Source organism: Gorillibacterium timonense (genome assembly GCF_001457415.1).
In the GTDB taxonomy this organism is placed as follows: Bacteria; Bacillota; Bacilli; order Paenibacillales; family NBRC-103111; genus Gorillibacterium; species Gorillibacterium timonense.
Genome location: NZ_LN881724.1, coordinates 692426 through 710902, shown reverse-complemented (window position 1 = coordinate 710902; position 18477 = coordinate 692426). Strand labels below are relative to the sequence as shown.

At 49.3% G+C, this 18477-nt stretch carries 20 protein-coding genes; 2 read left to right on the top strand and 18 right to left on the bottom strand.

What is annotated here, in order from left to right:
- Window positions 1-185: 185 nt before the first annotated feature.
- The 15 genes from BN2684_RS15855 to BN2684_RS15785 all read right to left on the bottom strand — a co-directional run bounded on the left by BN2684_RS15855 (window position 186) and on the right by BN2684_RS15785 (window position 14208).
- Entirely contained in the window at window positions 186-2999 is a 2814-nt protein-coding gene (locus BN2684_RS15855; protein ID WP_058303128.1) for an ABC transporter permease, read from the bottom strand.
- On the bottom strand, window positions 2996-3679 hold the full coding sequence (locus tag BN2684_RS15850; RefSeq protein WP_058303127.1) for an ABC transporter ATP-binding protein: 684 nt from the start codon (window positions 3677-3679) through the stop codon (window positions 2996-2998). The genes BN2684_RS15855 and BN2684_RS15850 overlap by 4 nt, the downstream gene beginning before the upstream one ends.
- Before the next feature lie 83 nt (window positions 3680-3762).
- On the bottom strand, window positions 3763-4761 hold the full coding sequence (locus tag BN2684_RS15845; protein WP_316245522.1) for a sensor histidine kinase: 999 nt from the start codon (window positions 4759-4761) through the stop codon (window positions 3763-3765).
- On the bottom strand, window positions 4748-5464 hold the full coding sequence (locus tag BN2684_RS15840; protein ID WP_058303126.1) for a response regulator transcription factor: 717 nt from the start codon (window positions 5462-5464) through the stop codon (window positions 4748-4750). The genes BN2684_RS15845 and BN2684_RS15840 overlap by 14 nt, the downstream gene beginning before the upstream one ends.
- 208 nt (window positions 5465-5672) lie before the next feature.
- Window positions 5673-7367 carry a M3 family oligoendopeptidase gene (locus BN2684_RS15835; protein WP_058303125.1) on the bottom strand — a complete coding sequence of 565 codons (1695 nt, stop codon included), beginning with the start codon at window positions 7365-7367 and terminating at the stop codon, window positions 5673-5675.
- Between the two features lie 195 nt (window positions 7368-7562).
- Window positions 7563-8360 carry a hypothetical protein gene (locus BN2684_RS15830; RefSeq protein WP_058303124.1) on the bottom strand — a complete coding sequence of 266 codons (798 nt, stop codon included), beginning with the start codon at window positions 8358-8360 and terminating at the stop codon, window positions 7563-7565.
- Window positions 8361-8422: 62 nt separating this feature from the next.
- The gene (locus tag BN2684_RS15825; protein WP_058303123.1) at window positions 8423-9043 is read right to left on the bottom strand and encodes an MBL fold metallo-hydrolase; all 621 of its coding nucleotides are present in this window, start codon (window positions 9041-9043) and stop codon (window positions 8423-8425) included.
- Window positions 9040-9612: a PadR family transcriptional regulator gene (locus BN2684_RS15820; RefSeq protein ID WP_058303122.1), complete on the bottom strand. Its 573-nt coding sequence runs from the start codon at window positions 9610-9612 to the stop codon at window positions 9040-9042. The genes BN2684_RS15825 and BN2684_RS15820 overlap by 4 nt, the downstream gene beginning before the upstream one ends.
- A 101-nt stretch (window positions 9613-9713) precedes the next feature.
- Window positions 9714-10370, bottom strand: a complete 657-nt coding sequence (locus BN2684_RS15815) for a zinc dependent phospholipase C family protein (protein ID WP_058303121.1) — start codon at window positions 10368-10370, stop codon at window positions 9714-9716.
- Window positions 10371-10391: 21 nt separating this feature from the next.
- Entirely contained in the window at window positions 10392-10652 is a 261-nt protein-coding gene (locus BN2684_RS15810) for a DUF2164 domain-containing protein (RefSeq protein WP_058303120.1), read from the bottom strand.
- The gene (locus BN2684_RS15805; RefSeq protein ID WP_148449997.1) at window positions 10649-11320 is read right to left on the bottom strand and encodes an alpha/beta hydrolase; all 672 of its coding nucleotides are present in this window, start codon (window positions 11318-11320) and stop codon (window positions 10649-10651) included. The genes BN2684_RS15810 and BN2684_RS15805 overlap by 4 nt, the downstream gene beginning before the upstream one ends.
- A 44-nt stretch (window positions 11321-11364) precedes the next feature.
- Entirely contained in the window at window positions 11365-11826 is a 462-nt protein-coding gene (locus BN2684_RS15800; protein ID WP_058303118.1) for a hypothetical protein, read from the bottom strand.
- 27 nt (window positions 11827-11853) lie between these two features.
- Window positions 11854-12594, bottom strand: coding sequence for a DinB family protein (locus BN2684_RS15795; protein ID WP_234340252.1), 741 nt, complete (start codon window positions 12592-12594; stop codon window positions 11854-11856).
- A gap of 203 nt (window positions 12595-12797) precedes the next feature.
- Window positions 12798-13412: a M24 family metallopeptidase gene (locus tag BN2684_RS15790; protein ID WP_058303117.1), complete on the bottom strand. Its 615-nt coding sequence runs from the start codon at window positions 13410-13412 to the stop codon at window positions 12798-12800.
- Between the two features lie 22 nt (window positions 13413-13434).
- On the bottom strand, window positions 13435-14208 hold the full coding sequence (locus BN2684_RS15785) for a hypothetical protein (protein WP_058303116.1): 774 nt from the start codon (window positions 14206-14208) through the stop codon (window positions 13435-13437).
- Window positions 14209-14594: 386 nt separating this feature from the next.
- Between BN2684_RS15785 and BN2684_RS15780 the strand changes: the two genes are divergently transcribed.
- A complete protein-coding gene (locus BN2684_RS15780; protein ID WP_058303115.1) occupies window positions 14595-15584 on the top strand; it encodes a glycoside hydrolase family 43 protein in 990 nt (329 codons plus the stop codon).
- 87 nt (window positions 15585-15671) lie between these two features.
- On the opposite strand, the gene BN2684_RS15775 is transcribed toward BN2684_RS15780, so the two are convergent.
- The 3 genes from BN2684_RS15775 to BN2684_RS15765 all read right to left on the bottom strand — a co-directional run bounded on the left by BN2684_RS15775 (window position 15672) and on the right by BN2684_RS15765 (window position 17429).
- Complete coding sequence (locus BN2684_RS15775) at window positions 15672-16187, bottom strand: GNAT family N-acetyltransferase (RefSeq protein ID WP_058303114.1); 516 nt, start codon at window positions 16185-16187, stop codon at window positions 15672-15674.
- A gap of 161 nt (window positions 16188-16348) precedes the next feature.
- Window positions 16349-16876 carry a DinB family protein gene (locus BN2684_RS15770; RefSeq protein ID WP_058303113.1) on the bottom strand — a complete coding sequence of 176 codons (528 nt, stop codon included), beginning with the start codon at window positions 16874-16876 and terminating at the stop codon, window positions 16349-16351.
- Entirely contained in the window at window positions 16863-17429 is a 567-nt protein-coding gene (locus tag BN2684_RS15765; protein ID WP_058303112.1) for a GNAT family N-acetyltransferase, read from the bottom strand. Before BN2684_RS15765 ends, BN2684_RS15770 begins: the two co-directional genes overlap by 14 nt.
- 661 nt (window positions 17430-18090) lie before the next feature.
- Between BN2684_RS15765 and BN2684_RS15760 the strand changes: the two genes are divergently transcribed.
- Window positions 18091-18318 carry a hypothetical protein gene (locus BN2684_RS15760; protein WP_148449994.1) on the top strand — a complete coding sequence of 76 codons (228 nt, stop codon included), beginning with the start codon at window positions 18091-18093 and terminating at the stop codon, window positions 18316-18318.
- Window positions 18319-18477 lie beyond the last annotated feature (159 nt).

Genomic DNA, 18477 nt, shown 5'->3' with positions numbered 1-18477 from the left:
AAATCGGTAACTCCTCTTCTTGATCGGGATATGACCCGATTGTCTCACGTTAGGAGGAGCATGTCCAGTTCAGAGAGAAGGGTAGGGGCACTACCGTCCATTATCGGCACACTGCACAAAAGAAGCTTCCTCATCCGCATGCGCATTGGCGCCATCCAGATGAAAGAAGCTTCTTGCTTTCCGAATTAGATCGTCTCCGTACGCAGACCATCCAAAATGTTCCCCTTGCGAATTTTCGCGGACGAGTAGAGCATAGCGGCGCCGACGATCAGGAAGACGGCACAAACAGCAGCCGCTACACTCCCCCACGGCACAGCAAACCGGAAGAGAAAGGTCTCATACAAAGCTCGGTGCAGCAGCAGCATGATGCCGAAGCTGATCGGAAGTCCATATGCCAGCGTCTTGATGCCATAGAAGAGACTTTCATAACGGATCATCTTGTTGAATCCCTTCGGAGTCATCCCAACCGACCGCAGCATGGCGAATTCCCGCTTACGGAGAGCAATGCTCGTGGAGATGGTATTGAAGATGTTCGCGATAGCGATGGCCGTGATCAGGGTGACAAAGCCATAAATGAAGATCGACACCATCTGTACCATTCGCTGGCTTCTCCGCTCCTCCTGGTGGATATTCCAGACGATGAGCTGATCCTGTCCGCTCTCGGTTCTCCATTTTTCAATTTGCGTCTCAAGGCCATCCGGGTCATCGCTCTTCAAGAAGAGCTTCGGGGCTATCGTGTAGAAATCGCTCCTTTGAGAGACGATGGCATTCCAGGTTGACTTGGGGACGATGACCGAGATTTTCGGCTCCCACTCATAGTTGCGGACTCCCATCGGCACTTTCCCGGTAGTGGCTGCAACCTCAAGACTCCCGCTGCTCTTTTGCTCCGCTGTGTCGGAGCTGGAATCCGTTAAGGACAGCACCGTTCCCTCTGTCAGGTGAATGGCCTTCGTTTGAACGAACTCGCCGGTACCGACATTACGGTACTTCACCTCGTCAATGACGATTCCCGCCGGATGGTCCGGATCGGCAAACCGCTCTGGGGAAACGCCAACCTCCCGCGCATAACGAGCAAACGCATCGTCCGAAAGACCGATCAATTCGACTCGATAGGGATAGGGTCCCTTATCGGGGAGTCCGCGCTTTCGATTGTCCTCCACCAAATAATCGGCGGCTTGCTCCTTTGTTGCTCCGTAGGTGAATAGCATCGAATCCAGCAGAGAGGCTTCCGTAACTTTGTCCAGTCTCGCAATCTGACCGAGCATTTTCCGGATTGAGCTTTTCTCTTCGTTAACCAGAATGTGCTTGTTGTCCGCCTTGGTTACCCCGGTAGAAGTGCTCAGAATGCTTGTTGTTTGGGAGGAGGTAATTTGGAGATCGTAATTGTAGCTTCTTTGGCTCATGTCGACTGCCTTGTTCAAATAGAAGGTGAAGGTCGATACGGAGAGAAAAAGGATCAGGCTGATCATGAGCGAGATGACGGTTGTGCGGTAACGGCGGCGATTGCGTTTCAAATTCTTCAGACCGATTTCGGCTTCGAAGCCGAACAGCCGACGAGTCAGCTTGGACGTCTTGACAACTCGACCGGTCATACGAACATCCTGAGACTGCCGGATTGCATCCATGGGTGAAACTCTCGCGGCTCGACGTGCGGGGATATAAGTGGACACGAAGATGGTGATGACCGAGAGCAGGACGGCCAACAAGAGCGAATAGGGAGAGACGACGAATCGGATCTTCTCATCGATGGCCAGCGCATCCAAGATTAGCTGATTAATAATGGAGATCGTGAGCGCAATCCCACCCAATCCAGCGGCTATGCCGATGGGAATGCTGATGAGACCGATGACCGTTCCCTCGAAGAAGACCGATCGACTCTTTTGCCTCCGGGTCGCCCCTACACTGGACAGCATGCCGAGATGGCGTGACCGCTCGGAGACGGAGATGGCGAATGCGTTGTAGATGAGCGAGATCGAACCGATCATGATGATCGCCATGATGATGGCGATGACGGAATACAGCGTCATGCGATAACGGTTCAGCTTCACTACCCCGTAATAACGGAGAAGCGAATGATTGAAATCAACCGATTGGATTCCCAGCTCCTTGCCAAGCTCATTCGCATGCTTGTAGATTCCTCGGGTCACCTTCTTGACCTCGACGGAAGCCGTCGCCGTCTCTCCCGGCTTCAGCAGCGATTCATCTACATAGGATAACGCTGTATAGCCAGGGGCCCATATCGGCTCAAAGCTTGACCTGGCCATCACACCGACGATGGTATACGTCCGGGTCTTCTCCGGGTGGATCCTCTCGTTCGCCTCCCCTTCCACATCCCTCTGCAAAGGCGTTTCCTGCGTAAGGAAATCTCCTCCTTCTGCAGAATTCACCATCGTGGTTTCCGTTTGGTCATTCGTGGTGTCCTTGGGAGTTTCTTTCGGGGTGACCTTCGCAGCTTCTTCCTTGGAAGACTCAGAGCCGCTGGTGCTGTCCTCTGTCTCCCCATGACGGATCATCTCCCGAGAACCAATGGCCAGGGTCAGCTTCTCGCCAACGCGATAGCTCTGCCCACCGTTGTTAACGGCATGCTCTGGGATGACCAGTTCATCCGATGCAGTCGGCAGTCTGCCTTCAAGAAGGTTGATCGGGAAATTGCGATAAGCCCCCTCATTGTATTCGGATACGAACCAATAGGGCTTGTCCGGATTCTTTACCGTTCCGGTTATCGGTGCATACCCCAGATCTCGGCTGATCAGCAGCATTTTGGTCGCAGGGTCCGCCTGTATGGCATTCAATTGCGCAGAGGTGGCGTTATCGTACCGCACATGCCAGTTTCCCGTTCCATTCATTGTATGTCGTTTGAACAAATCCACGAAGGAGGTTCCAAGTGTGGATACAGCTGTAATCATCGCCACGGAGATGATGACGCCGATTAGGGTGACGAGGGTCCGCTTCTTGTTCAGCTTGAGCTGACGCAGCGTCAGTTGGTTCACGACGTTCATCGACGGATCACCTCATCCCGTGCGATCCGCCCGTCGGCAATCGTCAGGATGCGATCGGCCTGCAGGGCGATGCGTTCGTCGTGCGTGATGACGATCAGCGTCTGGTTGTATTTCTTGTTGAATAGCCGCAAGAGCTCCATGATCTCGCCGCTGTTCTTGCTGTCGAGATTGCCGGTCGGTTCATCCGCCAGAATGATCGCAGGGTTGTTGATCAGCGCCCGGCCGATGGAGACACGCTGCTGCTGGCCGCCGGACAGCTGATTGGGCAAGTGGTTCAGGCGGTTCTGCAGGTTCAGGGAAGTCACGATCTCTTGTAGGAATTCCGGGACCACCTTGTGATGATCCAGAAGCAGCGGCAGCGTGATGTTCTCCTCCACATTCAATACCGGAATGAGGTTGTAGAATTGGTAGATCAAGCCGATCTGCCGCCTGCGGAAGATCGCCAGCTTCTCTTCGTCCATCTGATAGACATCGGTATTGTCTACATAGAGCTTGCCTGACGTGGGACGGTCAACTCCCCCGAGGATATGAAGAAGTGTCGATTTACCGGAACCCGATGGGCCGACAATCGCGACGAATTGACCTTTGTCTACTGTGAAGGAGACATCGTCCAGCGCTTTGACTACCGTATCTCCGCTGCCGTAGATTTTTGAGAGATGCTCAATGCGTAGGATTTCCATGCTTATAAGTCCTCCTGCCTCTTTGATACCTCTACTCTACCTGCCGCAGGTGACTTTCCGGTGACTTCAAAGTGACAGTTTTGTCAGATTTGTCTGTAAAACCGCACGGTGAACTCCGTTCCATGCCCACGCTCGCTCTTTACGGTCAATTCCGCCTGTTGATTGACGAGAATAGATCGAGCCATGGCTAGCCCGATGCCTACGCTGTCTGTGCCGGAGTCCTTCCCTTTGTAGAAGCGTTCAAAAACATGAGGCAAGTCCTCTGGGTCGATTCCATCTCCGTTATCGGACATACGAATCTCCGTGTACAACGGATTTTCGCTGAACCGGATAAGAATCTCGCCTCCATGCCCCGTATGCTCCACTCCGTTCTTCACGATGTTGAGCAGGGCTTCCGCCGTCCAATTCAGATCCCCCCGAAAGAAGGCCTCCGGATCTCCTTGAATCGTCAGCGTCTGTTCCTTCAGCTCCATCGGGATCATCAGCGGAGCGGTCGCTTTCTCAATCGCATCCTTCACGCGGCACGGCTCGCTTCTGAAGCGGACGGCTCCCGCATCGATCTTCGACAGCTTGAGGAGTGAGGTCACCAGCCATTCGATGCGTTCGAGCTGCGCCCGGATGCTGCAGAGAAACTCCCCGCGCTTGTCCTCTCTTAGCTGCGGATCGTTAAGCAGGTCGGTCATGACCAGCATGGAGGTCAGCGGCGTTTTCAATTGATGGGAGATATCCGAGAGAGAATCAGCCAGATAGACCTTGTCCTTTCGAAGGAGCTCCGCTTGCTCGGACAGCATCAAGGTCATCTTGTAGATTTCACTCTTGAGGATGCTGAGTTCTCCTTCGCGGTTATCACGAATATCGAGCGAATAACAGCCGGCGCGAATCGCCCTCAAATCGTGGGAGAGCCGATTGATCCGAGAGAATCGGCGCAAGGTGAACAGGAGGTGGCCAGCTGTCACCAACAGACCGGTTGCGAATGCGAGAGCGCCCGCAGCCGGACCGATAGCGGCATAACCGGCGCAGGAGCCGAGGATCGTGAGAAGCAGCGATAGCAGGAGCATGAAGCCGATTTCACGATTCCGCACGATGCGCTTCCCCCACCCTGTAGCCGAGTCCGCGCACGGTATGAATGAGCGCAGGGTTGGCCGGATCGTCCTCCAGCTTTTCACGCAGCCTCTTGATGTAGACGGTGAGGGTATTGTCATTGACGAAATCCCCAGCCAGATCCCAGATCCCTTCCAACAGCTGGCTGCGCGTCAAGACTTGCCCGGTGTGGTTGGCAAACGTCAAGAGGAGACGGTACTCCAGTGGAGTCAGGAGAATCTCCTGCTCGTGCTTGTACACCTTCGCCTCTAGAAGCTGGATGCGGATGGGTCCCAGCTGCAATGTTGTCTTCATACTCGAAGCGGCGGTCTTGCTGTACCGCCGAAGGACCGAATGGATCCGCGACATCAGTTCGCGTAGGCGGAAGGGCTTCGTGATGTAGTCGTCCGCTCCCATATCGAGCCCCATCACCACATTGACTTCATCATCGCAGGCTGTCAGGAAAATCACCGGCACATCGCTCTCCGTCTTCGCCTGCCGACACAGCTCATAGCCGCTTCCATCCGGTAGCGACAAATCGAGAAGCAGGAGATCAAACGCCTTCGATCCGACCGCTCCAGTGACAAGCGCTTGCTGTGCCGAACTCAACGTATGGCAGACCGTCACGGTATATCCTTCCTGTGTAAGCGAGTAGTCCAGTCCCGTCGCTATGGTCTTGTCGTCTTCTACAAGTAAAAGATTCATCTTCGATCATCACCATGGCTTTGCATTTAATAAGTTAGCTTCATTATACCCATGATGCCGGAATGGGGAAATCATGGAAATCTAAAAAAAGCCCGACGCACGCCAAGGCGAGCGCCGAGCTTTCTATCGCTTCATTGTTTCAATCAGCTAGAGCCTGCCTCCTAGGTCCCATCGAGTTGACGAAAGAAGCGAAGGCGGAGATCAGGTTTTACAACGCTTTATCGTCCACTCCGTTCAGCCAGCTTTCGATCTCGCCGATAACGGATTCGATGCAGCCATCCTCGAACGGCGATTTCAAGCCGCCCAGCTCGACCAGCTTCAGAAACGACAGGCTTCCACCCGGCTTGCAGAGCCGGACGTAATCCGCCCAGGCGGTTTCCCGGTCTTCCCGGGTCTTCTTCCAGAATTGGAAGGCGCACAGCTGGGCCAGCGTGTAGTCGATGTAATAGAACGGCGACCGGTAGATGTGCGGCTGCTTCTGCCAGAAGCCGCCTTGCTCCAGATAGGCATTGCCTTCGTAATCGCGGTGCGGCAAGTACTTCTGCTCGACTTCGCGCCAGAAGCCATTTCGTTCTTCCGGCGTAGCATCCGGGTGACGGTACACGAGGTGCTGGAATTCGTCGACGGCTACTCCGTACGGGATAAACTCAAGAGAATCGGCCAAATGAGCGAAGCGATATTTGTCCGCGTCTTCCTCGAAGAACAGCTCCATCCACGGCCAGGTGATAAACTCCATGCTCATGGAATGAATCTCGCAGGCTTCGTAGGTCGGGAAGGCATATTCGGGAACGCCGAGGTTCCGGCTGGAGTACACCTGGAAGGCATGGCCCATCTCATGGGTCAGCACATCAATGTCTTTGGAGGTGCCATTAAAGTTCGAGAACACGAACGGCGATTTGTAGTCACTGATGAACGTGCAATAACCGCCACCGCGCTTGCCCGGCTTGCTGACGAGATCAACCAGACCGTTGTCGATCATGAAACGGAAGAACTCATCCGTCTCTTCCGACAGCTCTGCGTACATCTTGCGGCCGTTCGCGACGATCCAGTCCGGATCACCCTTCGGGGCGGCGTTCCCGCTCGTGAAGCTGATCGCTTCGTCAAAGTACTTCAGCTTATCCAGGCCGATTCGCTTCGCTTGCCGCTCCTTCAGGCTGTTCGCTACGGGAACGATGTGCTCCAGCACCTGCTTGCGGAAGTTTTCCACCATCGCCGCATTGTAATCGGTGCGCATCATGCGGTCGTAGCCCAGCTCGACGAAGCTCGGGTAGCCGAGCTTCTTGGCGATGGACGTGCGAACCTTCACCAGCTCGTCGTACAGACGATCAAACTCGGCGCCGTGGTCGGTCATGAAGCCAAAGCGGGCTTCGCTCGCGCGCTTGCGCATGTCACGGTCCGTGGACATTTCAAAGGGAACGAGCTGCGGCAGCGTCCTCTTCTCTCCTTCGAACTCGATCTGCGCCGATGCGATGAGCTTCGAATATTCGGTACTCAGCTTGTTCTCGGTTTGCAGCTCTTCAATGATACTCGGGTGGAACGTGCTAAGCGAAATTTCTGCGATTTGGAAAAGCTGCGTACCGAGTTGCTTTTCCAAATCCGGGCGGAAATTGGAATTGACCAAAGCTCGGTAATAGTTCGTTATGTACTCTTCCAGGACCGGACCAACCTCATCCATGTAATCCTGTTCGGTTCTATAAAAGTTATCCTCGGTGTTGATGGAATGACGGATGCTCACCAAGGTCTGCATCGTGTCAAATTCACTGCGGAGCTTGTTTATCGCGGTAATCGCAGCGGTCTGTCCCTCCAGCGACTCCGCCTCGTTCAGCTCTTGCAAGAAGCGGGTAATGTCCTGCTTGAACGCCTCCGCATCGGGACGTTCATAGCGGTATTCAGAAAACTTCATGTCAAATTCTCCATCCTTTCTTTTTTCATGTCACCTATTATACCATGAGTACGTGAATGCTGCCCGGGAACAAATCGCTTTACCGAGATCAAGCCCGGAGCGAATGGAAAGAACGTTAAAAAAAGCCCGAGAACAACCCACTCGGGGGCGACTGCTCGAGCTTGTGCATCCTTTTTATTGCTTATTGAAAACCGTCTAGGACCAGACAATAGGATTGCCCGTCACGATTGAGGCTTCGAAGAGCCGCTTGAGCACCTTTGTCTGATAAAGATCGGAGCGGGTTAAGTGACGTTTCGCCACATGAAAGGCACGAGGATAATAATACGCCTTGCTCTCCCATGAGAAGCTGCTGATCGGATATCCGGACTCATGTACCTTTCCCGATTCCAGATCCCGAAAGCGCACCCCATCGACAGCATGGTCTGCAAGCCGCTCTTGCATGACCTCCTGAGAAAAGGAGAGCGAACGAAACAGCTCCTTCTGCTCCGAATCCGTTACAACAAATCCCCGCTCGCTCATTCGATAGTAATATTCCCTGCCGTGAGAATAAAACCAATAATCTTCGCCAACTAGAATTTTGCGATATTCCTCCTGCGCATCCGTATCCATTAGGAACACACCTTCGAGCTCGACGATCCGATTTTCCAGAATCTCCAACTCTACCATCGCTTTGTGCGACATGTCCGGAGAAGTGTTCCCATTTCCGATTACTGAGCTTAAGACCGGAAACTCTTCCTTTCCTAGCTGTTCCAGTACCCCATAAAAGAACATGCCACCGCTCGCGTTATATACCCGATCATAGACAAAATGAAAATCTTCATGCTCACATGCAGTCTCTTTCCATGTGCAATAGTGATGGTATACGTCATCATCGGCGGCCTCTGCCAAATCAAACTCCCCATCGATCCATTCGATCAACCCTAGATCAAAAGGCGGCGGCTTTACCTTGCCTTCCTTCAGACAATTGCATTGAACATACGCATCGAGTCCCATGAGATCCCAATCCCTTCCCTCACAAGTAATCTATTCTGAGCGAACCGTCAATTCGATGAAAGTCACTCCTCCAAGCGATCTCTCTTTACCGGTCTCCCATGTGCAGGACAAAGCCATGTATAAGGAATGCTCTCCAGCTTTTGAAACGACTCGATCATCTGGGGTTGGTTCCAGTTCCAAAATTTCGGGTAGGGCTTGATTTCGCCATTCTGGGTCTTTACAAGATCGCCCGCAAACAAGATATCGTTATACCGATAGCAGACATGCCCCGGTGTATGTCCAGGTGTGGGGATGGCTTCAATCGATGGAATAGTTTGGCTGGATACAAAAGGATGGACCTGAGTCGGATTCTTCAATCGGAACAGGTGCTTCAAGTATTTCTTGAAGCCGTGCCGGTCCGCTGATCCGATGATATACGGAATATCCTCATCGGAAGCCCACAGCTTTGCCCCCGACAGCTCTTGCAGCTTGGCGGCGTTCCCCACATGATCGATATCGTGGTGGGTCAAGAGGATATGTTTCACCTGCTGCACCGGTACTCCGATCGCATCCATCTCACGCATGATGGCCTTGCTTCTTCCCGGCAAGCCCGTGTCGATCAACACGGGTTCATCTCCCAGAATCAAGTAAGCATAGGCACCCATTGTTGATTCCAGCAGGTAGACATTCTCCGTCACTCTCATTTGTTCACCTGCGATTCTTTATCCCGTACCACTCCTGCCATCCTCAGCTCTTCCATACACTCGTCTGCCCATTTCATCAAGGTCTCCAGAGTGCTGCAAGCTCTTTTTAACACGAAGGAATGATATAGGGTTTCCGGATTGGACTTATCCTTCAAGGAAAGCCTCCCGATCTCCCGCATCTCTTCGAGACGGCGCTGCTTCTCCTCCTTAAACCGTTGAAACTGCTTGAAGAGCTCTTCCGGACTGACATGCGAGCCAAAAAAGATCCGCATGGTAAACTCGTCACGAGTGTCCTTCGATAAAACCTCCGGGAAAGCGACGATCCAATCGTGGAAAGCAACCTCTCCGGCTTTTGTAATGCAATATATCTTCTTATCCGGCTTATCGCTCTGAGGGTACACCTCTGAGCTCACATACCCTTTGCTTTCCAAGGCGTTCAATTCCCGATAAATCTGGCTTAGACTCGCCACCCAAAAATGATTGATCGATTTGTCGATGGTTTTTTTGAGGCTGTACCCGTTCATCGGATTTGACTTCAATAAACCCAGAATTGCGTAATGCAGGGACATTTTGTTCCCTCCTTTTACGCATATTATACATGTTATATATTATTCTACAAGTTATATATCAATGCTTCCGTCCACTTATCCGACCCAGTAGAAGATAACCGTCAATTCAAAGCTCCGATGCGTGCATTTAGCAGCATGGTTAGTTTCGAGACGGTAGCTCCGACAAATTCATCCATCTCGCTTGGAGCCAAGTAGGTAAATATATAACCGTCAGGAAGTGAGCTCTCTTGATAAAAGGCTGTAATCCGTTTGATCTGTTCAAGAATTTGACCTTGTGGGAAAATATCCAGATAATCCGGGAATTCGTGGATGTTTTGAAAGACCGTCCAAAACTTAGCGTCTGCATGGTTCTGAAGGTAGTTAAAGTCTACTCCATACCAGTCCTGTTTTAAGAACCTCCAAAAATCCGGGTGATCTAGAATCGCTTGATGAACTTCGTCCGTCTTTTTATGCTGAATGAACGTTTTCCATTCCAGATCGGTGACCAGATGAGCGTAATAGCCCAGATGAAAAGACAATTCCTTGTGATCCATACTCGTTAGATAAGGAGCGGTATATTGCTCGTAGAACAAATCCGGATTGGTTTCGCCGTTGAGTTTAAAATGAGTGACCGTCCTTGGAGGATAATACGCACCGTCCTCCCCAGGAAGTCCGCAATCCGGCCCGATATTGCCAACGATAAATTCTTTGTCGCTTACGGAAAGCCCCTCATCCATCAATCGTTCCGCAATCCGCATGTGGGTGATCCAAGTAGCCATGATTCCCCTCCGGTGACGATTTTATCTGTTTGTTTTGTACTTGTTCGGCTTCTCGAGGGAGTAAAGTTCATCTTCAAGCTGAACCATTCTGTCATTCATGAGCGTTCTCGCATCGAAGATGGCTCTATTGTAGAGGATTGGCCCCAACTCTTGGATCATAAAATCAATTAGCTGTTCCGCTCCCAGCATTCCCAAGCTTTCTGAACGCTCCTCTTCAAAAAATGTTTGAAGCGCTTCGATCAATGCAAGCTTTTCTTCTCTCGGCAATTTCATGGGTATCATTCGCTATCTCCTCTTTCGTTCCCCAAAGCTAGGGCAGAGTTATCCTGTAGAGCTTCTCGATAGATATGAACTACTTGATTCAGGATCGATAGATCCTCCCTCACGTCTCCGGTCTCCAGTCCGTGATCGGCGTGCGGGATGCGGATCAATCTACTGACACTTGTTAAGTCTATCGCTTGCAATTCCTGCTCTCCAAAGAAAACGTCGTTCTCCCCCGTTATCACGAAGGATGATGAGGAGTTGATGTAGGGGATCGTGTCCGCCAATGGAGTCAAGTAAACATGATGAATTGGTAGGTGAAGCAGCCGATGTACTTCACCGGCCACGAGAGTTCCTAGGCTTTTGCTAATAAAAACGATGCGATGATAGGATCCTGCAATCGGCTTTATTGCCGCGAAGCAATCTTCGACGACTTTGAGCAAATCCTCCGGGTTATAGCCAACTCTTTTTACCTGGTATCCATACTCCATTTCCAGTACATCGTAATCACATTGAAGTGCCATCGATCCGGCATAATAAAAGAGAGGGGTTTCACAGGAATAGTTTTTCCCCGGAAACAGGACAACCAGCTTGTTGTTTCCTTCGTGTGCCGCTATGAGTTTAGGTTTGAGCTGAATGTCCCAATGAGACAGGACAGGGATTTCCTTCGCTTTCAATCTTGCGTTCATGAATCCGCTCCTTTCGAATGCCATCTTTCTTACACCCCAGCGTGCTAAATCCATCTAATTATTCTTCCGTGGGTTACTTCTATTCCGTTCCTGCCTGCCCACTGCAGGAATTCTTTTACATGTTCATCTTCGTTGTCTTCGAAACGGAAATGAAAATAGAAGGAAACGAACCTTTTGCCGCGTCGCTTGATTCCAATACTCTGAAAAAAATAACCATGGACGATTATTCTCTCAATGTCCGCTAATGGTGCTTCCATCGGGCTTATTCGAATGAAGTTCTCTGTGATTTCCAAGCGATCGTTCTTTCTCAAGAACATAAAAAATTGAACAGACGCTACAGCTGCTAGACTTAAAATGACTGCCAATGAGATTACGATTGGAGCGACAGGTCGTGAATTTCTCAACCAAAACAACAGATTTGGTAACTGAATAGCGATTAATAAGAATAAACATGCGAATTGGATATACACGGATGTGGGTAGTTTGATCGCATAGGTCTTGTTCATGAATCAGTCACCCCGCTTTCCCTGATATCATTCCGATCCTACCATCGGAAAAACTTCCGTATCCTTGATTTTCTGCAGCTTTTGCTTAATTCGGATGGATTTGTTCAGATGCAGAAAGTTATGTCTCGTTGCGGGCATGAGAACCAAGCCGGCGATCGTCTTGCTTCCCCAATAATCCAATAACCATGAGGCTTCCTTCTTAACAGCCGCTTGTTCTTCAAGCTTCTGTATCTTGCCAGGTTCGACCTTACGCTTAAAATCTTCAGGCCGTAAGGAGCCTATGATTTCTCTCGTCTTCTTCCCCACCTCTAGTCGGTAAGAGAGCAGGGCTGCAATGTCGATCTGGAAGCTAAGGTCCGCAATCTCCGCTTCTGTCATTCCATTCCCCGTATGAGCATAATCAACAGCGAGCGACTCATCCCAATTGCCCGTGAAAAAAATTTGGTCTTGATCTGCTACCAGTACATTCATCGTCATATCTTCAATTCGGGCGATGTGCCACACATGCCAGACGATGGAGTTGATTGTACCGGGAACGTTAACCGGATATTTGCGCAAGGTATCTTCCTCTGCATCCCGGAATAGAGCGTCTTCAAAAGTAGTCTGTGCGGATCGAGTCAATTTTGACGAATACAGCAATGCATGTTGGTTCAAGAATAGGGCAAGCGTGTGATCGTATTCATTCGGTTTAAGGATCAGGCCGGTCAGCTTCTTATGATGGTCATTCCAACTATCTTTAAGAGTTGCGTAATCCATAAGGCCGTTCATCGTTTCATCCCTTCGCAAAAAAATGGACAAAACCCACCTTCGGCTTCAAGCTTGAGGCGGGTTTATTTAGTCTCGTTGTCATTCCTGATGGTTGGAAAAGGAGCGGAACATAGGCTTCCCATGAACATCATATGTCCTCTAGTTTACCACAGCGACTCTCTCTCGGACAGAATGCTTGTTCGCTTTTTTTCAACAAGTCAGCCTTATAGCTCAATTACATTCTCGAATTTGGCCCCATAATTGCCTATGCCGATATGCGGCTCAATGGCCCATCTTTTCCCCTTCAACCGAATAGACTCATGATCGGGACTGATGTAGATGCGTTTATCTTGGTTGTCATAATCTTCGATGGAATGTCCGATATTTCCATTGGGGTCAAGCAGCTTGTATCCCTTTGCTTGGATGAGCTGTTCGCAAAATCTGAAAAGCTCCCCAATCGTCTCGGAATGTTTCGCATAGGCGTAAGTTAACTCAAAAATGTGTCTGGCATCGGTGATCAAACAATGAAAAAGGGGATCATGACCTACCGCAAGGGTCTCCGAGTAATCTCCCCACAAACCATTCTTCATCGGACTAAAATCAACGAGAACGATGTCAGTTTCCCTCAGGATAGCATCCTCTGCTGGCAAATGGTTGCCACGGGTACAATAGATCGTATTCTTATGAAAATTAACAAGCATCGGGTACCAAAGGGCCTCCGCTCCCAGTGAGTACATGATCTCTTCACACTTCGCAGCGAATGCTTTCTCGGAGATTCCCGGTTTAAGAAACTCTTTCGATTTTTGACAAGCTAGAATCGCCAACTCTTGTGCATCCATGTTTAACCTTCCTTTGCCGGTGTCAGTTGAAGTTGATCTCATCCTGTGTACCTCTGCCCACAATCTTCACTAATCCCTTGCAGTGGGGTGCACTGCTCTTGCAGAATTCAAGCATGTCCTCGCATTTTTTCGTTTCATTTCGTTGGTGGTAACCGTTCATTAACCCCCACGCGATGATCAACTTTGGCAGCAAGGGCATTTTTTGATATTTTTGCTCAAGACTTCGAATAAGATCGTCATTCCTGTTCCAGCCGACAATTTCTCCAACCTCCACATACGCCTCATATACCTCGGCACTCTTCTTCGCGCCTGGAAAAGACGATGTTGCAGCCAATGCTTTAGCTCTACGTGCATTTGCAAGACCGGAATGGATGTCGTTGGTGAAATACTGAATTTGACTCCTAATCGAATCGTTTAAGGCCTGGAACATCGGTTCTTTGGTTTCCCACTCGATTGTGTTCATAACGGAAGCAGCCTTATCAAGCTCCCCATAGAATACATAAGATAACGCCGTATTATAGACATAAAAAGGTTCTTGAAGCTCTTTTCGAACACTGCCCCTTAACGGCGATGCAATTGTTTCAATCAATTTATCGGGAGTCTGATGTTGCAATGCCGCCTTTACCCTATTCTTCACTCGTACTCGGATCACATAAAAAAAGAGTAGGACGATTACAGGAATCAGGACATAGGTCCAAGCTTCGCTAATTTCTCGCACTAAGCCAATGGAAGCAAAAATAATAAGCAATACGATCGGAATCCACAGCTTCGCTAAAAATTTATTATTTTCCTTCATGATTTCCTCTCCTAGATGAACGCTTTATTCATGAAAATGGTTTGTTCGTATTCCTCGATAATATCGAATATCTTTCCATAACCCGACCAGAAAAGATACCGGCAAAGCGATGACCGGAATGATAACAGTCGCTACCATCAACCATACCGCTGTGAGTGGTGTACTCAAGAGAAAATACAGAACGGCAATACTCTGCCGTGGAGTTTCATTTTCATTAATGGCATGTGATTAGGTTTCGTATGAATATAGTACCACAGCATGAACGTTGACCGTTTGGATTTTTCTTCATAAATAAACCGCTTACAAATCGGCATGGCTTCCTACTTGTATATCTGATAAAGTGAAGCTAGCGCCTATTTCCATCCCTAAGCTAAGGAGCGATTCCTATGACAAAGCCTGCGAAGCCGAACGAGCCCTTAGTCACCCATATGTATACGGCAGATCCTTCTGCGCATGTATTCGAAGGCAAGCTCTACATTTATCCATCCCACGATCTGGATCATGCCATGACCTCCAATGACAACGGAGATCAATACGACATGGAGGATTATCATATTCTATCCATGGATGACTTCCATTCCCCTTGTGTAGACCATGGGGAAGCCCTGCACCTGCGAGATATTCCGTGGGCCAAGCAGCAATTGTGGGCACCGGATGCCGCTTATAAGAATGGACTGTATTATCTCTACTTCCCTGCGAGAGACGAGGACGATATTTTCAGAATCGGCGTTGCGACGAGTTCTTCACCTGCCGGGCCTTTCGTGCCGGAGCCGAATCCCATTCCGAAAAGCTACAGCATCGATCCCGCCGTTTTCGTCGATGACGACAACAAAGCCTACCTCTATTTCGGTGGTCTTTGGGGAGGACAACTGGAGAAATGGCAATCCGGTACGTTCGACCCGGAAGGAGATGGCCCTGCCGCGGATGCTCCCGCTTTCGGACCGAGGGTCGCGGAATTAAGCGAGGATATGCTTACCGTTATAGAAACACCGCAGGAAATTTCGATCCTCGATGAAGAAGGAAATCCACTGGTAGCCGGTGACGAGGAGCGGAGATATTTTGAGGGACCCTGGGTTCACAAATTTAACGACTATTATTACCTGTCCTATTCCACAGGGACAACCCATACCATCGTTTATGCGATGAGCAGGAACCCGAAAGGACCTTATGTCTATAAAGGTATAATCTTGACGCCAGTCGTGGGATGGACCACCCATCATTCCATCGTTTCCTTTCAGGGAAAATGGTACCTGTTCTATCACGACAGCTCCCTATCGGGTGGGGCTGACAATAAACGCTGCGTAAAATATACAGAGCTTCACTACAACGATGATGGCACGATCCAGACCATTGATCCTCATCGTCCTACGGACTAGCCGTTTCCGTTTCTACGAAGCCGATCACGAATAATTCCACCTCAAAAAACCGATCCCTCTGGATCGGCTTTTTGCTTTGGTCTCGCCTTATTCAACTGGTTTGGATAGCCTTTTCTCCAAGCAATGGAAGGGGAGTTCTCGCCACGGGAAATTTACTTCTCCTCGGTGTTTATAGCCAAGCTTATCATAGAGCCGAAGAGCCCTTTCGTTCCCGCTGTATGCATCCAACCGAACCGATTCATAGCCGCATTGAAAAGCGGTCGTCTCGGCAAAATCCATGAGCTTCCGGGCAATCCCTTGTCCTTGATAGCGGGGATGAACCGCGAGCCGATGGATGACGATCGCCCTTCCCCCATCATAAGTCCAATCCAATTGACCGTATTCCTCTGCCTGCTCCTCATCGAAGGTGACGACGCCGACGATGATCTCATCCAGCTTGTATACATACAGAGTGCCTTTCTCATGATCTTCTTGAATGACGTCCGGATTCGGATAGTAGTCATTCCATTGAAAAATTCCGTCCGCTTCCATACTCCACCTGCATGACCGGAACAGTTGCATGATGTCGGACAAATCTTCGGTTCCCGGTTGTACAATGCTCATGGTCTCCCTCTCATCTCCGAAAGAAGTGCTCTTCACTAATCATCCGCTCTATTCATTCGCTCTCTTCTTTGCCGCTTCGATTTGAGCCAAATGATGTCTATCGTGCCATAACAACCGTTGAATTGCGGTTTCCATTGAACCGAAAAAGAATGTTCATATCATTATCCGCCAGATGATGAACGATTTGTTTGATCGTCCAGCCCCCAACTAATGCGATCCACCCCATCATCGTCACGCAAGGGAGTATCCGGGAAGATTTGATTCATATGATGCATCAGATGCTGGAGGTAATCGTCGACAAGCCATTCCAACGTCGCCGAAGAACCATCCGCTAAGTACAGCGGGTTGCCATACTGTTCATCGGTCAAAGTCTTCAGCACACAAAGAATTTGTTTATTTGCCTGCTGCCATAGAGCCACCAATTCGGAACCGGTATAGAAAGTCTGATAGCCATGCAAGGCCACCCATTCGTTCTGTTGATAGCTTTCGATCTTGATCGGTTCTTTCGAGATGGCTGCTCTGACGAATCGATAGTGATTGTTTGCAGCGGAATCGCACAGATGACCTAGAATTTCTTTCTTCGACCATTTCTCGGGACGCTCTTTCTTCGCAAATTCTTCCTCGGATAATTCAAGTAAGCGAGTGAAGCTGGATCGGATGCGGTTCTCCAATTCCTCATGAATGCTCATCGTGAACTCCTCCCTGAATCCTTCCCATCACGATAGTATCGTAATAGTTGCCGTCGGAAAGGAATTTATCGTTTCTTAATCGTCCTTCGACTTCAAAACCAAAATGCTTGTACAGCTCAATCGCTTTATGATTCGTTGCCAACACATGAAGGGCGATCTTCTTGATGCCGCTGCTATCGGCCCAGGTAATGGATTCTTTCATTAAGTTCTTCCCGATGCCGTATCCCCAAGCCTCTCTTATAATGCAAATCCCAAATTCGACTTTATGGGAAAGTCTCTTCAAGGAAGATCCCTCACATCTTGAAAACCCTACAATCCGATCATGGGCCACCGCCACCAGAAAAAGGTTCCTTGGACTCTCCGTATCCGTCCTTATGATCTGCTCAAAGGCCGTTTGATCGAGAAACGCCTCCCCCGCTTCCCGGTCCAAGTATTCCGTCTCTCCGTCAATCATCACCCTTAGGTCGGACAATTCTGCAGCATCTCCACGAGCCGCCGATCGGATCGAATAGGATACTCCTTTTACCAAATAGTCTTGCTCCGCAATGATCATGAGCGCACCTCCTACCGTTCTTCCTCCGAATGTCTCTATATAATCCAGTGCTCATGCTGATTCCATTATCGTGATTATACATCTGCTTACATGGGAAAACAGTCCCTTAAATGTTGACAAAATAATGAAGGATACCCACTTTGTTTATAGATCCACCGACATGAGGGTATTAAGCTCTCCGAAATGCCAATGTGACTATATGGAAGAATCCGTTTTACTATTTGAGGCTCCACCTCTTCTGGTAGTGATGGGTCGTATTTTCACTTTACTAAACGAAGCGGTGTTTTTCTATTTTGCAAGCGCAGCATTGATTCGTTCAGTTATATTCGCAAAACCTGTCACACAGGCAAAATGATATTGTCTAATCTAGCAAAAAGGTCAGGAGGTAAGGGATTGGAACCATCAAAGGTAAATGAGTTAATTGAACTTGCGGCAGGCGGCAACGGTGCTGCGTTGGAAAAGCTACTTGCAAGTATTCAAGACTTTATTTTTATCTTTCTTTACGAATGGTAGGCTCCGTCCATGATGCAGAAGATTGCAGGAGAAATCTTAGAGATGACGCCAGAAAATTATAGGTAAAAACTGTCCCGTACCCGGCGCAAAATGGCGGGCTTTCTATCCTACTATTGTGGATTAACAAAAACAGGGTTTTGCTCATGCAATGAGCGAATTGGATATGCGATCCAGCATGACCGACTTCACCCTAAAAAAGTTAGAGTATAGCCGTTTGAAAGAGTACGACAAGGAAATCTTACTAAGCTATATGGAAAACATGAATGCCATTGATGAAATGAAACCACTTGTGGGAGAAATGAATATGAAAGATGTGCCCTGCGTCCAATATAAAAAAGCCGCCGTATGGCATAGGGATTTGTGTGCTTTGAAATGAGATAGGTGGCGGCTTGGAATGGGAATATCTATTTAGGGGTGGTTATAGCGCCCATTTTTCGTTCGCCACCGTTCGGCTTTTTTCTCGGATTGGTGTCTTTGAAGAGTCTGATACAAGATGTCGATTTACTCGGAGTGCCGTTCAATGTTTGATCGTAAA

Coding starts and splice junctions, on each gene's coding strand:
- BN2684_RS15855 (WP_058303128.1), bottom strand. CDS start 2,999: ATGAACGTCGTGAACCAACTGACGCTGCGTCAGCTCAAGCTGAACAAG.
- BN2684_RS15850 (WP_058303127.1), bottom strand. CDS start 3,679: ATGGAAATCCTACGCATTGAGCATCTCTCAAAAATCTACGGCAGCGGA.
- BN2684_RS15840 (WP_058303126.1), bottom strand. CDS start 5,464: ATGAATCTTTTACTTGTAGAAGACGACAAGACCATAGCGACGGGACTG.
- BN2684_RS15835 (WP_058303125.1), bottom strand. CDS start 7,367: ATGAAGTTTTCTGAATACCGCTATGAACGTCCCGATGCGGAGGCGTTC.
- BN2684_RS15830 (WP_058303124.1), bottom strand. CDS start 8,360: ATGGGACTCGATGCGTATGTTCAATGCAATTGTCTGAAGGAAGGCAAG.
- BN2684_RS15825 (WP_058303123.1), bottom strand. CDS start 9,043: ATGAGAGTGACGGAGAATGTCTACCTGCTGGAATCAACAATGGGTGCC.
- BN2684_RS15820 (WP_058303122.1), bottom strand. CDS start 9,612: ATGTCCCTGCATTACGCAATTCTGGGTTTATTGAAGTCAAATCCGATG.
- BN2684_RS15815 (WP_058303121.1), bottom strand. CDS start 10,370: ATGGCTACTTGGATCACCCACATGCGGATTGCGGAACGATTGATGGAT.
- BN2684_RS15810 (WP_058303120.1), bottom strand. CDS start 10,652: ATGATACCCATGAAATTGCCGAGAGAAGAAAAGCTTGCATTGATCGAA.
- BN2684_RS15805 (WP_148449997.1), bottom strand. CDS start 11,320: ATGAACGCAAGATTGAAAGCGAAGGAAATCCCTGTCCTGTCTCATTGG.
- BN2684_RS15800 (WP_058303118.1), bottom strand. CDS start 11,826: ATGAACAAGACCTATGCGATCAAACTACCCACATCCGTGTATATCCAA.
- BN2684_RS15795 (WP_234340252.1), bottom strand. CDS start 12,594: ATGAACGGCCTTATGGATTACGCAACTCTTAAAGATAGTTGGAATGAC.
- BN2684_RS15790 (WP_058303117.1), bottom strand. CDS start 13,412: ATGGATGCACAAGAGTTGGCGATTCTAGCTTGTCAAAAATCGAAAGAG.
- BN2684_RS15785 (WP_058303116.1), bottom strand. CDS start 14,208: ATGAAGGAAAATAATAAATTTTTAGCGAAGCTGTGGATTCCGATCGTA.
- BN2684_RS15780 (WP_058303115.1), top strand. CDS start 14,595: ATGACAAAGCCTGCGAAGCCGAACGAGCCCTTAGTCACCCATATGTAT.
- BN2684_RS15775 (WP_058303114.1), bottom strand. CDS start 16,187: ATGAGCATTGTACAACCGGGAACCGAAGATTTGTCCGACATCATGCAA.
- BN2684_RS15770 (WP_058303113.1), bottom strand. CDS start 16,876: ATGAGCATTCATGAGGAATTGGAGAACCGCATCCGATCCAGCTTCACT.
- BN2684_RS15765 (WP_058303112.1), bottom strand. CDS start 17,429: ATGATCATTGCGGAGCAAGACTATTTGGTAAAAGGAGTATCCTATTCG.
- BN2684_RS15760 (WP_148449994.1), top strand. CDS start 18,091: ATGAGCGAATTGGATATGCGATCCAGCATGACCGACTTCACCCTAAAA.